Below are 13,332 nucleotides of genomic sequence, written 5' to 3'. Positions count from 1 at the left end.
GGGGCGCCGACCGAGGCGCACAGGGCAGATAGGGCAACAGAGAGCAAGCGGCGCAACCCCCCGGCGCCGCTCCCCGGGCACCGACGCTGCCCTGACGTCGGTGCTGACGGAGAAGGGCCCCGCGGCTCCGTCCCGCGGGGCCCTTCGCATGCCCTCTTCGCCCCTGACTTTCTCTCATCTCACGTGTGATCCAGGCCACATAAGAATCATGTGAGTGAACGTGCAACCTTTCACCCACCTCACTGATCAAACCTGCTGAATCAAAGAAACCGGTAAGAGCCGGTAAGAGCCGGTCACACAGCAGAACCAAGGGCCACACCCGCGCCCCACACGCGGAGCCCGCCTCCACTCCGTGCCGCCCACGGCGGCACGCCGGACTCCTCGAGGTCTCCATGAAGCTTCGCCGTGCCATGGCCGCAGCGGCCGCGACGGCTGTCATAGCCCCGCTCGCCCTCCTGTCCGCTCCCGCCGCCTTCGCGGACGAGTCCACGCCGCCCACGCCCACCGACACCGTGACCTCCGAGGCGCCGAGCGAGATTCCGAGCGACACGGCCTCCACCAGCGCACCCGAGACCGAGACGCCTCCTCCCGCCACCGAGACCCCGGGCGTCGACGCCTCCGCCTCGGTGACCCCGAGCGGCAGCGCGAGCACGTCCACCGAGCCCGAGCCCTCCGAGTCGGCCGAGCCGAGCGAGGACCCGTCGGACCCGGATGTGCCGTTCTGCGAGGACCTCGACGAGAACTTCGGCGACGCCAAGGTGTCCGCCGACATCAAGGGTCTGCCGGGGAAGATCGTCGCGGGTGACGGCTTCCACAACTTCAAGCTGGTCGTCACAAACGACTCCAAGGCCGACGTCGAGGGCGTCGCCTTCTACGCCGAGGTCGAGAACTACGAGCTCGACGAGTCGAAGTTCCTCAGCCCGTACGTCGACCTGGAGTTCAAGAACCCCGAGGACGGCTCCTGGGACCGCATCGGCAGCGACGACTGGGCCGGCGACTACTTCTTCTACGTGGCGAAGCTGAAGTCCGGTGCGAGCCAGTCGATCGACCTGCGCGTCGGCATCGACGCCAAGGCCCCGGCCGGCGACGCCTACTCCTTCGGCTCCGGCGCCTACCTCGACAACGTCAAGGGCCAGGACTGCATCGCCGAGGGCTGGGCCCAGTACGACTTCGAGGTCCTGAAGGCCGGCTCCTCGAACCCCGCGCCGGGCGACGCCACCCCGAGCGACAACGGCAGCAAGGACTCGCCGAAGAAGCCGCAGGGTGACGTCTCCGACCTGCCGACCGGCAACCTCGCCGAGACCGGCTCCAGCTCCGCGCTGCCCGTGCTCGGCCTCGTCGGCGGTGTCGCCGTCGTCGCCGGTGCGGGCGCGGTGTTCGTGGTGCGCCGCCGGAAGACCGCGGCCGGCGCGTAACCGGTCCACCGACGCGCAACCGGTCCACCGGCGCCCAGCCGGTCGGCCGGCCGTAACCGGTCCGCACGGACAAGAGAGGGACCTGCGCCCGGAGGGGGGCGCAGGTCCCTCCTTCTCTGCCGTGCCGTGGCTTTCCCCGCCGTGCCGTCGGCCGCTGCGGGCTACTTCTTCGGCGGTACCGCCGGCATCCCCAGGAACGGCAGCCGCAGCGCGCCGAACGCGTCCGCCGGGACCACCGGGTTCGCCGGCTCCACCGGCTTCAGGCGTTCGTACGCCGCGCCCTGCGCCGGGCGCGGGTCCGCCTCGCCCTTGTTGGGCCAGTACGACATCGCCCGCTCGGCCTGCGCGGTGATCGTCAGCGACGGGTTGACGCCCAGGTTCGCCGACACCGCCGCGCCGTCGACCACCGAGATGCCGGGGTGGCCGTACAGCCGGTGGTACGGGTCGATCACACCGGTCTCGGGTGAGGCGCCGATCGGACAGCCGCCGAGGAAGTGCGCGGTCAGCGGGGTGCCCATCAACTCGCCGACGTTGCTGCCCGCGAAGCCGTTGATCTCCGTGGCCAGCGCCGAGGCCGCCTCCGAGGCCGCCCTGATCTGCTTCGGGTTGGGCGCGCCATGGCCCTGGCGGGCGGTGAGCAGGCCCTTGCCCACGCCGTTCGGCTTCAGATACGTCGTCAGGGAGTTGTCCAGCGACTGCATCACCAGACCGATGATGGTCCGCTCCGACCAGCGGCGGTTGGACAGGGAACGGGCCACCAGGACCGGGTGCCGGGCCGCGTTCGCCAGCCAGGCCAGGACGCGCGAGGAGCCCTCGGCGTACGGGACCTGGAGGATCGACATACCGCCCATCGCGTTGGAGCCCTTGCCGTAGCGGACCGGTTCGATGTGCGTGTCCTCGTCCGGGTGGATCGAGGAGGTGATCGCCACACCCCGGGTGAAGTCGGCCTTCGTGCCGTGCGCCTTGCGGTAGCGCCGGTCGTCGGTCTGCGCGCCCACCAGCGCCTCGGAGTTGGTGCGGGTCAGATCGCCCAGCCGGCCGGAGAGGTGGGGCAGCCGGCCGTTCGCCTTCATGCGGTGCAGCAGCGTCTGGGTGCCGTAGGTGCCGGCCGCGATGACGACCCGCCGCGCGGTGAAGGTGCGCCCCTTGCCCTTCTTCTTCTCGTCCGTCGGCAGGGCCGCGACCGCGTATCCGCCCCGGGAGTCGTCGGTGACGGACACGACCGTCGTCATGGGGTGGACCACCGCGCCCGCCTTCTCGGCGAGGTGGAGGTAGTTCTCGTTGAGAGTGTTCTTCGCGCCGTGCCGGCAGCCCGTCATGCACTCGCCGCACTCGGTGCAGGCCTTGCGGGACGGGCCCGCCCCGCCGAAGTACGGGTCGGCGACCTCCTCCCCCGGGCGCGTCTTCGACTTCCCGTCGGCGTCGTCGCCGTCCCCGAAGAACACGCCGACCGGCGCCATGTGAAAGGTGTCGCCCACGCCCAGCCGCTGCGCCGCCGCCTTCAGATGCACGTCGGACGGCGTCATGGTCGGGTTGAGCCGTACGCCGAGCATGCGGCGCGCCTGGTCGTAGTACGGCTTCAGCTCCTCCTGCCAGTCCGTGATGTCCCGCCACTGCGGGTCGTCGAAGAAGGCCTTCGGCGGTACATAGAGGGTGTTGGCGTAGTTGAGCGATCCGCCGCCCACTCCGGCGCCCGCCAGCACCATCACATTGCCCAGCAGATGGATGCGCTGGATGCCGTACATGCCGAGCCTGGGGGCCCAGAGGTAGTTCTTCAGGTCCCACGAGTTCTTCGGGAGGGTGTCGCGGGTGAAGCGGCGGCCGGCCTCCAGGACGCCGACGCGGTAGCCCTTCTCGGTCAGGCGCAGGGCGGTCACGGACCCGCCGAACCCCGATCCCACGACGATGACGTCGTAGTCGTACCCGTCCTCGTCCCGGGTCTGGACAGACTTCTCCTGCGACACGTGCTGCTCTCCTCGTTGAGAACGGGGTTCTGTCTAGCGGAAGCGGAACGCCTTCATCAGCCGGAGGCTCCGGCTCATGAACTGCGCGTACTTCTCGTCGTCCATGCCCAGCGACGGAGCCATCGGCAGCAGCCGCTGCTGGGCGACGGTCTGGGCCTCGGTGTACTTGAGGATGCCCTCGGAGCCGTGCCGGCGGCCGAGGCCGGAGTCCTTCATCCCGCCCATCGGGGACTGGACGCTGCCATAGGCCGGGGCGTAGCCCTCGTTGACGTTCACGGTGCCGGTGCGCAGCCGGGAGGCGACGTCGCGTCCGCGTCGGCCGTCCTTCGTCCAGACCGAGGAATTGAGGCCGTACGGCGTGGAGTTGGCGGCATCGACGGCCTCGTCGTCGGTCTTGAAGCGGTAGATGGAGACGACCGGGCCGAAGGTCTCCTCCGCGCACACGGCCATCGGGGTCTCGACGCCGTCGAGGATGGTCGGCTCGAAGAAGTACGGGCCGACGTCGGGTCGGGCGACCCCGCCGGCGACCAGCCTGGCGCCCTTGGCGACGGCCTCCTCGACATGCCGCTTGACGGTCTCCAGCTGCCGCTCGCCGACCAGCGAGCCCATGTCGGCCCCGTAGGCCAGGGACCTGCCGAGCCGCATGGCCTTCGTACGGGCGGCGAAGCGCTCCAGGAAGGCTTCGGCGATCGACTCGTGGACGTACAGCCGCTCGATGGAGATGCAGAGCTGGCCCGCGGAGGAGAAGCAGGCGCGGACCGCGCCGGCCGCCGCCTTCTCGATGTCGGCGTCCTCCAGGACCAGCATGGCGTTCTTGCCGCCGAGTTCGAGGGAGACCCCGACCAGGCGGGCGGCGGCGCCCTGGGCGACCTCACGGCCGGTGCGGGTGGAGCCGGTGAAGGAGACGTAGTCGGCGTGCTTGACGACCTCCGGGCCGACGACCGGACCCTCGCCGAGCACGACCTGGAAGACATCGGCGGGCAGGCCGGCCTCGATCAGCAGGTCCCGGGCCCACAGGGCCGTCAGGCAGGTCTCGGTGTCGGGCTTCATGACCACGGCGTTGCCCGCGACGAAGGCGGGCAGGGCGTCGCCGACGGAGAGCTCGAGGGGGTAGTTCCAGGGGGCGATCTGGCCGACCACACCGCGCGGGTGGCGCAGCTCGGTCACCCTGGTCAGGGTCGGCATGGCACCGGCGTGCCGCTTCGGCCCCAGGTAGGCGGGCGCCTTGCGGCCGTAGTGCCGGGAGGCGACGGCGACGGCCTGGACCTCCTCATGGGCGTGGAGGCGGGCCTTGCCGGTCTCCAGCTGGATGAGGTCGAGCACCTCGGCCTGGCGCTCGAGGACCAGGTCGTGGAAGCGCAGGAGGACGGCCGCGCGCTCGCGTACCGGCCGCTGGGCCCAGACGGCCTGGGCGGCACGGGCGGCCTCGAAGGCCTTGGCCACGTCCTCGGGGGTGGACTCGGGCAGATCGGCCAGCTTCTCGCCGGTGAAGGGCGTGTGGTTGGCGGTACGGCCGGAGCCGACCACGCCCTTGGTGAGCTGGGCGACCAGCTCCGGGGTGACCACGTCGGCGGCGGTACGGGCGCCCGCGGGGGCGGGGGCGAGGGGATTCGTGCCAGTGATTTCCGTGGCCTGTTCCGGGGCCTGCGAGTCGGTCATGAGGCGCAGGGTATGCCGGGGCGGGAGCTTTGGGTACCCGCCGGTAACGGGGATTCACGGACCGCTCACACACCGCCAGTGACCACTGGCAGCAAATGCGCTGATCAGGGGTTGTGCGGCGACGATCGTCCGGTGATTCAGTGCGCTTCCGGTTTTTTCGGGAGGAGCAGGCCGAGAGCGGTGAGGAGGGGGCGCCGCGGTGGGGGTGTCATGTCGGGCGCGGGTACGGGCGCCGGTATCCGCACGGGCTCCGGCTCGGGTACGGGCTCGAGTACCGGCGGCGGCGAGGGCACCCCGGCGATGTCCTCCAGTACCGCCGCCACCTCCTCCGCTCCCGGCCGCTCCTCCGGCACCTCCGCCCGGAGCCGCGCGAGCAGCGCCGAGAGCGATCCGGCGTGCTCATGGTCGTGGTCCACGGCGGCGTGCAGCAGGGCGCCCAGGGACCAGAGGTCGGAGGCGGGCCCGGCGCCGCGCCCCGCCAGCTGCTCCGGGGCGACGAAGCCGGCGGTGTCGCCGGGGACGGGGCCGTGGCCGATGCCGAAGTTGGTGAGGACCACGCGGTCGGTGCCGGATTCCAGGAGGACGTTCTCCGGCCTGACGTCACGGTGCACGATGCCGACGGAGTGCGCGGCGCGCAGGGCACCGAGGACGGCGAGCCCGACCCGCGCGGCCTCGGTGGGGTCGAGGAGCCCGCGTTCGAGGGCCGCGCGGAGCGACTCCCCGTGGACGAACTCCATGACGATCCAGGGAAGTCCGTCCTCGACCACGACCTCGTGGATGGAGAGGGCGGCGGGATGGTCGACGCGGGAGGCGGCCCGCGCCTCGTGGTGCAGCCGGTGGACGCCCCTGCGGTGGTCCTCGTCCTCCGGGTCACCGGCGAGCCGGAGCTCCTTGACGGCGACGTCCCGCTCCCCCGCCTCGTCGCGCGCCCGCCACACGGTGCCCGTCGTGCCGGAGCCGATGCGCTCGGTCAGCCGGTAGCGCCCGCCGACCAGAAACCCGTCGGATTCGCGTCCGTCGGGCGCATGTTCGCCGCCTTCGCTCATGCCTCATGAGTACCGTGCGTCCCGGGCTCTTGTCGAAGCGGGCGGTCAGGCGGCCCACCGGTGAAGGGAGAAGCCGCCGCCCTCCCGCCGTACCTCCACGCCACCGGCCCCGCCGAAGTGCGCGGGAACCACCAACTCCCGCTCTTCGGCCGCCCGTTCGAGCACCCGCCGCCTGCTCTGCGCGGCCCTGTGCGGATCGAGGCAGAAGCAGCTGTTGCACTCGGGCCGCAGGATCTGCACCGGGCTGTGGAGCAAGTCGCCGACGAAGACGGCACGTTCGCCGCCCGAGGCCAGCCTCAGGACGCTGGAACCGGGGGTGTGGCCGGGGGCGGGCTCCAGGGTGAGGTGCTCGTCGATGCGGTGCTCCCCCTCCCACCGCACGGCCAGCCCCGCCCGGTGCACGGGCGCCACGCTGTCCTCGTAGAGGAGCCGGTCGTCCACCCGTACGCCGCCCGCGTACTCGTTCTCCGGCCCGAAGTGGACGTCGTCGGCGGCCGGGAGAAGGTACTGGGCCCGGGGAAACGTGGGCACCCACTCCCCGTCCACGTCATGGGTGTTCCAGCCGACGTGGTCCGCGTGGATGTGCGTGTTGACGACCACGTCGACGTCCTCGGGGCGGATGCCCGCCCGCTCCAGGCGCCCCGGGAGATCGCCGTCCCGCTGGTGGAAGAGGGGATTGCCGGGCCTCTCCCGCCCCTTCCCCACTCCCGTGTCGACCAGCACGGTCCGCCCGCCGCTGCGCAGCACCCAGGTCTGGAGCGCCGACACGGCGCGGTCGGCGGCGGGGTCCCAGTGGTCCGGGGCGAGCTGCTCGCCGTACGCCTTCCACAGCTCGGGTCCGGCGTCCGGGACCAGTCGCCGGGCCGGCGCGAAGGACCCCTGCCATTCCACGATCCGGAGGACCTCGACGTCACCGATAAGGAAGCTCTGCACGTTGTCATCTGCCATGACAAGGACACTAGGAGCTCCTGCATGAGCTTCCCAATGCCTGTCCGGCTCATCCGGATACGCTTGCGTCTCATGGATGTGGTGAGCGACGCGATCTCCGCTGTCCGCCAGGGCAGGCCTTCCTCCAACCGCCTGCGGGTGCGGGGCCGTTGGTGCGTGCGCCTGGCGCCCTACGAAGGCGCCGGTTTCCACGTCGTCCTGGGCGGCGCGTGCTGGCTCCTGCCGGACGGGGGCGGCGAGCCGGTGGCGCTGGGCGCGGGGGACGTGGTGCTGCTGCCGCACGGGACCGGGCATGTGCTCGCCGACGGGCCGGTGGAGGCCCGGGACTTGGCCCGAGCGGTGCCGTTCGAGCAGGTGAGCGGCCCGTTCGTGGGACCTCCTGGGACCGGCGCCCGCAGGTCCGAGGTGGAGCTGCTGTGCGGCAAGTACCGGCTGGACCGCAGCCGGGTGCATCCGCTGATGGCGGAGCTGCCGAAGGTGGTGCACCTGCGCAACCGAGTCGGCGCCCACCCCGAACTGCGCTCCGCCGTGGACCTGTTGGCCCACGAGCTGACCGACAGCCGCCCGGGTGCGGCGCTCGCCCTGCCGAGCCTGCTGGACCTCCTGCTCGTCTACATGGTCCGGGCCTGGATGACGGAGGCGGAGACGGGAGCCTGGCCGGCGGTCCTGACCGACCCGGTGACGACGGCCGCCCTGCGCGCCCTGCACGCGGCCCCCGCGGCCGCCTGGACGAACGCCCGCCTGGCCACCGAGGCGGGCGTCTCCCGCGCGACGCTGGCCCGCCGCTTCACGGCACTGGTGGGCCGCCCGCCGATGGCGTATCTCACCTGGTGGCGGCTGACGCTGGCGGCCAGGCGGCTGCGGGACACGGACGTACCCCTGGCCGCCGTGGCCCGCGAGAGCGGCTACGGCAGCCCCTACGCCCTCTCCCATGCGTTCAGCCGTGAGTTCGGGGTCACTCCGGGGAGGTACCGGGAGCGCGTCCGGGTCGGATGAAGCCCCGGCGCGGTCAGAGCTTGTCGACGCCCAGGTTCGCGATCGCCGTCTTCGCCACCTCCCGCCCGCGGGCGGTGAAGTCGCCCTTGCCCGGGTAGCTGACGGTGAGCTTGTACATGTCCCCGGACTTGGTCCTGTAGTAGAAGATCTGCAGTTCGCGGGGGCGCGGATTCTGACTGTCGTCGGTGGTGTAGACGACGGTGGTCATCGCCGCCTGCCTGCCGTGGTACTTGGCATCACCGTCCACTCTCGTCCGCGGCCCCTTGGGCATGCCGAGGGTGTACTCGCCGTCGCTCTTGAACTTCTCGTTGTCGGCGTACATCTGGGCCGGCGCGGAGTTCTTGATCTCGTGGAGGGAGTCGCCTGACTTCCTGGCCAGGTTCAGGGCGATCCGGATGGCACCGCTCTGGTCGGTGTAGCTGACCCAGTTCTTGTCGGAGTCGTCCTTGGCCGGGTGCCCCGGTTCGTACGTCTCGGGGAACGCCACCGTCACGCCGAGCCCGGGGCTCGCAGCCTTCGTCCAGCCGTCGGGGAGCGGCCCCGCGAAGGGGTCGGCAAGCACCAGGTACCCCGCCACCGCCGCCGCGACGACCAGCGCGCCCACGCCCAGCCACGCCTTGCGGCCGAGCCGACGGGAGGGCGCCACGGGGCCGGTGACCTGCACGACCCGGGTGGGCGCCGGGGCGGGCGGGTTCGCGGCCGTCTCCAGCAGGGCGCGGACCCGGGCCGCGTTCGGGCGGTGGACCGGGTCCTTCTGGAGGAGGCCGTTGATGGCCTCGGCCAGCGGGCCCTGCGCGGAGGCGGGCGGCGCGGGCGTTGCGTTGAGGACGGACTGGAGGGTGGCGGGGGTGTTGCTGCGGCGGAAGGGCGAGACACCCTCCGTGGCCGCGTACAGGACCACGCCCAGGGACCACAGGTCGCTCGCCGGGCCGGGCCGCTGCCCGAGCACCCGTTCCGGCGCGATGTACTCGGGCGAGCCCACGAAGCCGCCCGTGTCCGTCAGGTTGGTCTCACCCTCGATCTGTGCGATGCCGAAGTCGGTGAGGACGACCCGGTCGTGCCGGCCGAGCAGGACGTTGTCCGGCTTGACGTCGCGGTGCAGGACGCCCGCCGCGTGCGCCGCCTCCAGCGCGCCCAGCACCTGGAGACCGATCCGGGCCGCCTCGCGCGCGTCGAGGGTGCCCTCCTGGAGGGCGTCGCCGAGCGACCGTCCGTGGACCAGCTCCATGACGATCCACGGCTTGCCGTCCACGATCGCCACGTCGTGGACGTTCACCACCGCCGGGTGGTCGAGCCTGGCCGCCGCACGCGCCTCGCGGCGCATTCGCTCGAAGGCGTTGGCACGTTCACGCTCGGGAAGATGGTCCGGTACGCGCGGCTCCTTCACCGCGACCTCGCGGTCCACCGTCTCGTCCTTGGCCCGCCACACCGTGCCCATTCCGCCATGGCCGAGCTTGGCGAGCAGCCGGTAGCGACCGGCGATCAGCCGCTCGGCGTACGGATTGCCCGGATGGGGCAGGTGCGCGGGCGGGTTCGGCGGTTGCAGACCGAAACTCGTTGGCTCGTCGGCCCCTTGACGGGCTCCCCCGTTGCCTCTCATGGGTCCATCCATACCGCGCCACGCGCCGGCGCTTCCACAGGTAGTGCAGACCGGTCACAGACCCGTGACCCAGGCTGCCGGGAATCTCCCGTTCACGGCTGTTTCAGGACCGTACGAACGTGTCCACCGCGACGTCGAAGTACTCCCGCGCCTCCCGCACCTTGCCGACCGGCGCCGACACCCACACGTCGTACAACTGCCCGGCCTCCTCCCAGCACAGGTCGTAGGTGTGCCGGGGTCCCTCCGCCGTGCTGAAGCCGTTCCAGCTGAACTCCCAGAGCGCGGCGGGGTGTCCGTTGTGCGTGGTCCGGGTGACCCGGCCGTCGTGGTAGCCGGGGTTGGCGCTCGGGCCCTCGGCGGCCGCGCGGCGCATCACGGCCAGCGGACCGCCCGTTTCGGGGTCGGACACCTTGATGCCGAGGCGGAAGGTCTCCCCGGGCGACATGTAGAAGATGCGCTCGCCCTGCGGCTTGCGCGTGAACCCCTCGGGTACGGCGACGGAGAATCCGCCCGGGTCCTCGGCGATGCGGTAACCCGATGGCGCCGTATGGGTGTTGGCCGCGCTCGGGGACAGGGGGGCGTTGCCGGACGGGGAGCGGGTCACGGTGACCGTCGGGGTGACCGCCGATGCCGTCGGCGTGGTCGCGGACGTGTGCGGCGCCGAACTCGTCGGCACACCGCCGCCGTCCCCGCCGCCCCCCTTCATCAGCAGGGCCGCCGCGGACACCCCCGCCCCCGCCATCGCGGCGACGAGCAGCGCCGCCACCAGCACGCCCCGCGTGGAGTGCCTGGCCTGCGGATCCGTCGCGGGCGGCGTCGGCGCCGGGCGGGGCACATCGTGCTGGGTCGGCGTGTAGGGGACCTGCAGTTTCGGTGTACGGCCCGAGCCGAGCCCGGGCGTACGGCTCTTGCCGGACGTACTCGCGGGCGTACGCCCCGTCTCCAGGAACGCCCGCAGCATCCGCTCGGCCTCCGCGGCGTCCAGCCGCCGGTCCGGATCGCGCTCCAGCAGCCCCCGTACGACGGGCAGCAGCGGCTCGGCCTGCGCGGGCGGGCGGATCTCGCCGGCGACGACGGCGTGCAGGATGCCGCCGAGCGAGTCGCGCCGGAACGGCGACTCGCCGCTCAGCACCGCGCACAGCAGCGCGCCGAGCGACCACAGGTCGGACTCCGGCCCGGTCCTGACCCCGGACATCCGCTCGGGCGCGGTGTACTCCGGCGAGCCCACGAAGGAACCGGTCTCGGTGAGCGTGGTGGCGCCCGCGACCTGCGCGATACCGAAGTCGGTGAGGACGACCCGGTCGGTGCCGGACTCGACCAGGACGTTCGCGGGCTTGATGTCCCGGTGCAGAACACCGGCCGCGTGCGCGGTGCGCAGCGCGCTCAGCAGGTCGATGCCGATACGGGCGGCCTCGGCGGCGTCGACCGGACCGTGCGCGGAGATGCGGTCGGCGAGCGATCCGCCGTCGATCAGCTCCATCACGATGTACGGCCGCTCGTCGTGCTCCGCGACGTCGTGCACCACGATGATGTGCGAGTGGCGCAGCTGGGCCACTGCACGGGCCTCACGGAGGGTGCGGTCACGGCGCCGTCGGGCGTCGTCGTCCGAGAGGGAGTCGTCCTGGGCGAGCTCCTTGACCGCCACCTGCCGGCCCAGCAGCTGGTCGGTCGCCCGCCATACGACACCCATCCCGCCGCGCCCGATGCGGGCCTCCAGACGGTAACGGCCCGCAATCACACGGAAGTCGTCCCCCTCGGTCCCCATGGGCCCCATCATGCCGCACCGGACGGCTCCGCTCCGGGTCGCCGTCCGGCCAAGCCCGTCAGGACGCGTCGGGCTGCCAGCTCTGCAGCACCCACTTGAACTGCTTGCTCGCCGTCTCCCAGCCCTCCGCGGGCGAGGACATGTAGAGCGCGTACTCCACTCCCTCGCGGGAGATGTACGCCTCGTCGATCGCGCGGCGCGGCCCGGCGACGTGCGGCGGGTCCTTCTTCAGTGCGTCCCAGGTGTACTCCCACAGCGAGGCCTTGCGGTCGCGGTAGGTGGTCTCCTCCAGGGTCACCCGCTTGTAGCCGACCAGCCGCTGGAGCTGCTGTTCCAGGTCCTGCTGGTGCCGGTACGGGTCGGCGAAGTCCGGTGAGGTGTCGATGGCGACGCGGAGGAAGTGCAGGCCGTTGTCGGGCGAGTAGTCGACCTGTCTGAGGTCGCCCTTGACCTCGTACACCGTGCGCTTCCAGTTCTTGGGCAGGGAGAGCTCGAAGCCCCACGGGTCCTTGTGCGTCGTCCAGATGGCGCCATCGGGGCCCGGGGTGCCGGTGGCCGTGTCCGCCGGCGCCGGCGTGGTCTCGGACGCGTGGGCGCCCGTGTCCCGCCCCGGGCCGAGCTTCTGGTACACCACCGCGGCCCCGCCGCCGAGCACGGCGGCGAAGGCGACGACGAGGGCGAGCGTACGGAGCCGGCGCCGGGGGCGGGCGGGGGCCGACGCCGGGACGGGCGTGGCAGCCGAGTCGATCGCCGTCGGTCCGGTCGGCGGAAGGCCGGGAGGGGTCGTGCCCGGCCCGTACTGGGGTGCGGTCCCGGGCCCGTACGGCGATCCCGCGCCGGACCCGTACTGCGATCCGGCTCCCGGTCCGTACTGCGGCTGCCCGGCTCCCGATCCGTACTGCGATCCGGTCCCGGAGGCGGGGGCGTGCTGGGGCCCCGCGCCGGACCCGTGCTCACCCCACGAGCCGTGACGAGAGCCGTCGTGCTGCGTCGGCACATACACCTGCGCCGAGCTCGGCCGCCGGCCCTCCGCCGCCTCGGCGAGCATCTGCTCCGTCTCCTCCGCGCCAGGCCGTTCGGCCGGATCCTTGCGGAGCAGGGCGGTGATGACGGGCCCGAGCGGGCCGCCGTACTGGAGGTCGGCGGCCTCCTCCTCGACGACCGCCTGCATCGTGCTCAGCGGTGAGGTGCGGCGGAACGGCGAGCGGCCCTCCACCGCCGTGTACAGCGTGGCGCCCAGCGCCCACAGGTCGGAGGACGGGCCCGGGTCGTGGCCCCGCACCCGCTCCGGGGCGAGGTAGTCGACCGAGCCGACGACCTCTCCCGTACGGGTGATGGTGGTGTCGCCCTCGATCTGGGCGATGCCGAAGTCGGTGAGCAGCACCCGGCCGTCCTGGCCGAGCAGCACGTTGCCGGGCTTGATGTCGCGGTGCAGAACGCCGGCGGAGTGCGCGGCGCGCAGCGCCCGCAGCACCCACAGTCCGATGCGCGCGGCCTCGCGCGGCTCGAGCCGGCCCTGCTCCTTCACCGCGTCGGCCAGCGAGTTGCCCTCGACCAGCTCCATCACGATCCACGGACGGCCGTCGTGCTCGAGAACGTCGTGCACGGTGACGACGGCGGAGTGGTTGATGCGCGCGGCCGCACGGGCCTCGGCCCGGGTACGGGCAAGCAGAACGGTCTGGTCGCTCTCCGAGACGTAGAGCGCAGCGGTCAACTCCTTGATGGCGACTGCCCGGTGCAGCACCTCGTCGTGGGCGCGCCACACCCGGCCCATGCCGCCGCTGCCGATGGAGTCGGCAAGCCGGTAGCGGCCCGCGATGAGCAGGCCCTGCATCTGATTCACGTTGCCCCGCAATGCTCTTGACAGGGTCAGACTAAGGACCGGCCTGCCTGCATGGAACAAGCGGGGTCCCAAGGAAACCGCACTGTGACGGTTTTC

9 protein-coding genes are annotated in these 13,332 nt (G+C 72.1%); 2 read left to right on the top strand and 7 right to left on the bottom strand.

What is annotated here, in order from left to right; genetic code table 11:
* Positions 1-392: 392 nt before the first annotated feature.
* Positions 393-1,415 (top strand): LAETG motif-containing sortase-dependent surface protein, encoded by a 1,023-nt coding sequence (locus Q8A52_RS07790; RefSeq protein ID WP_316747478.1) that lies wholly within the window; start codon positions 393-395, stop codon positions 1,413-1,415.
* A 161-nt stretch (positions 1,416-1,576) separates the two neighbouring features.
* Here the strand turns inward: Q8A52_RS07790 and Q8A52_RS07785 are convergent, their stop codons facing one another.
* The 4 genes from Q8A52_RS07785 to Q8A52_RS07770 form a co-directional block, all read right to left on the bottom strand.
* Positions 1,577-3,379, bottom strand: a complete 1,803-nt coding sequence (locus Q8A52_RS07785; protein WP_316747476.1) for a GMC family oxidoreductase — start codon at positions 3,377-3,379, stop codon at positions 1,577-1,579.
* 33 nt (positions 3,380-3,412) lie between these two features.
* Entirely contained in the window at positions 3,413-5,038 is a 1,626-nt protein-coding gene (locus Q8A52_RS07780) for a succinic semialdehyde dehydrogenase (protein ID WP_316747474.1), read from the bottom strand.
* Positions 5,039-5,175: 137 nt separating this feature from the next.
* Positions 5,176-6,084 (bottom strand): serine/threonine-protein kinase, encoded by a 909-nt coding sequence (locus Q8A52_RS07775; RefSeq protein ID WP_316747473.1) that lies wholly within the window; start codon positions 6,082-6,084, stop codon positions 5,176-5,178.
* A gap of 45 nt (positions 6,085-6,129) precedes the next feature.
* Positions 6,130-7,032, bottom strand: coding sequence for an MBL fold metallo-hydrolase (locus Q8A52_RS07770; RefSeq protein ID WP_316747471.1), 903 nt, complete (start codon positions 7,030-7,032; stop codon positions 6,130-6,132).
* 72 nt (positions 7,033-7,104) lie between these two features.
* Here Q8A52_RS07770 and Q8A52_RS07765 point away from each other — a divergent pair, with 72 nt between their 5' ends.
* Complete coding sequence (locus Q8A52_RS07765) at positions 7,105-8,028, top strand: AraC family transcriptional regulator (RefSeq protein WP_316747469.1); 924 nt, start codon at positions 7,105-7,107, stop codon at positions 8,026-8,028.
* A gap of 13 nt (positions 8,029-8,041) precedes the next feature.
* Here Q8A52_RS07765 and Q8A52_RS07760 read toward each other — a convergent pair whose 3' ends face one another.
* From Q8A52_RS07760 to Q8A52_RS07750, 3 genes are all read right to left on the bottom strand, one after another.
* A complete protein-coding gene (locus Q8A52_RS07760; RefSeq protein ID WP_316747467.1) occupies positions 8,042-9,628 on the bottom strand; it encodes a serine/threonine-protein kinase in 1,587 nt (528 codons plus the stop codon).
* A gap of 103 nt (positions 9,629-9,731) precedes the next feature.
* Positions 9,732-11,393 carry a serine/threonine-protein kinase gene (locus tag Q8A52_RS07755; protein WP_316747466.1) on the bottom strand — a complete coding sequence of 554 codons (1,662 nt, stop codon included), beginning with the start codon at positions 11,391-11,393 and terminating at the stop codon, positions 9,732-9,734.
* Between the two features lie 58 nt (positions 11,394-11,451).
* Positions 11,452-13,227 (bottom strand): serine/threonine-protein kinase, encoded by a 1,776-nt coding sequence (locus Q8A52_RS07750; protein WP_316747464.1) that lies wholly within the window; start codon positions 13,225-13,227, stop codon positions 11,452-11,454.
* Positions 13,228-13,332: the final 105 nt, after the last annotated feature.

The sequence above is a fragment of the Streptomyces herbicida genome, assembly GCF_032656585.1.
In the GTDB taxonomy this organism is placed as follows: domain Bacteria; phylum Actinomycetota; class Actinomycetes; order Streptomycetales; family Streptomycetaceae; genus Streptomyces; species Streptomyces herbicida.
The sequence above is the reverse complement of the archived record's forward strand: the minus strand, read 5'-3'. Positions and strand labels throughout refer to the sequence as shown.

What these genes read in the sequence shown, in the direction of transcription:
- Q8A52_RS07790 (WP_316747478.1), top strand. Translation starts at nt 393, where the DNA reads ATGAAGCTTCGCCGTGCCATGGCCGCAGCGGCCGCGACGGCTGTCATA.
- Q8A52_RS07780 (WP_316747474.1), bottom strand. Translation starts at nt 5,038, where the DNA reads ATGACCGACTCGCAGGCCCCGGAACAGGCCACGGAAATCACTGGCACG.
- Q8A52_RS07775 (WP_316747473.1), bottom strand. Translation starts at nt 6,084, where the DNA reads ATGAGCGAAGGCGGCGAACATGCGCCCGACGGACGCGAATCCGACGGG.
- Q8A52_RS07770 (WP_316747471.1), bottom strand. Translation starts at nt 7,032, where the DNA reads ATGGCAGATGACAACGTGCAGAGCTTCCTTATCGGTGACGTCGAGGTC.
- Q8A52_RS07765 (WP_316747469.1), top strand. Translation starts at nt 7,105, where the DNA reads ATGGATGTGGTGAGCGACGCGATCTCCGCTGTCCGCCAGGGCAGGCCT.
- Q8A52_RS07760 (WP_316747467.1), bottom strand. Translation starts at nt 9,628, where the DNA reads ATGAGAGGCAACGGGGGAGCCCGTCAAGGGGCCGACGAGCCAACGAGT.
- Q8A52_RS07755 (WP_316747466.1), bottom strand. Translation starts at nt 11,393, where the DNA reads ATGGGGACCGAGGGGGACGACTTCCGTGTGATTGCGGGCCGTTACCGT.
- Q8A52_RS07750 (WP_316747464.1), bottom strand. Translation starts at nt 13,227, where the DNA reads ATGCAGGGCCTGCTCATCGCGGGCCGCTACCGGCTTGCCGACTCCATC.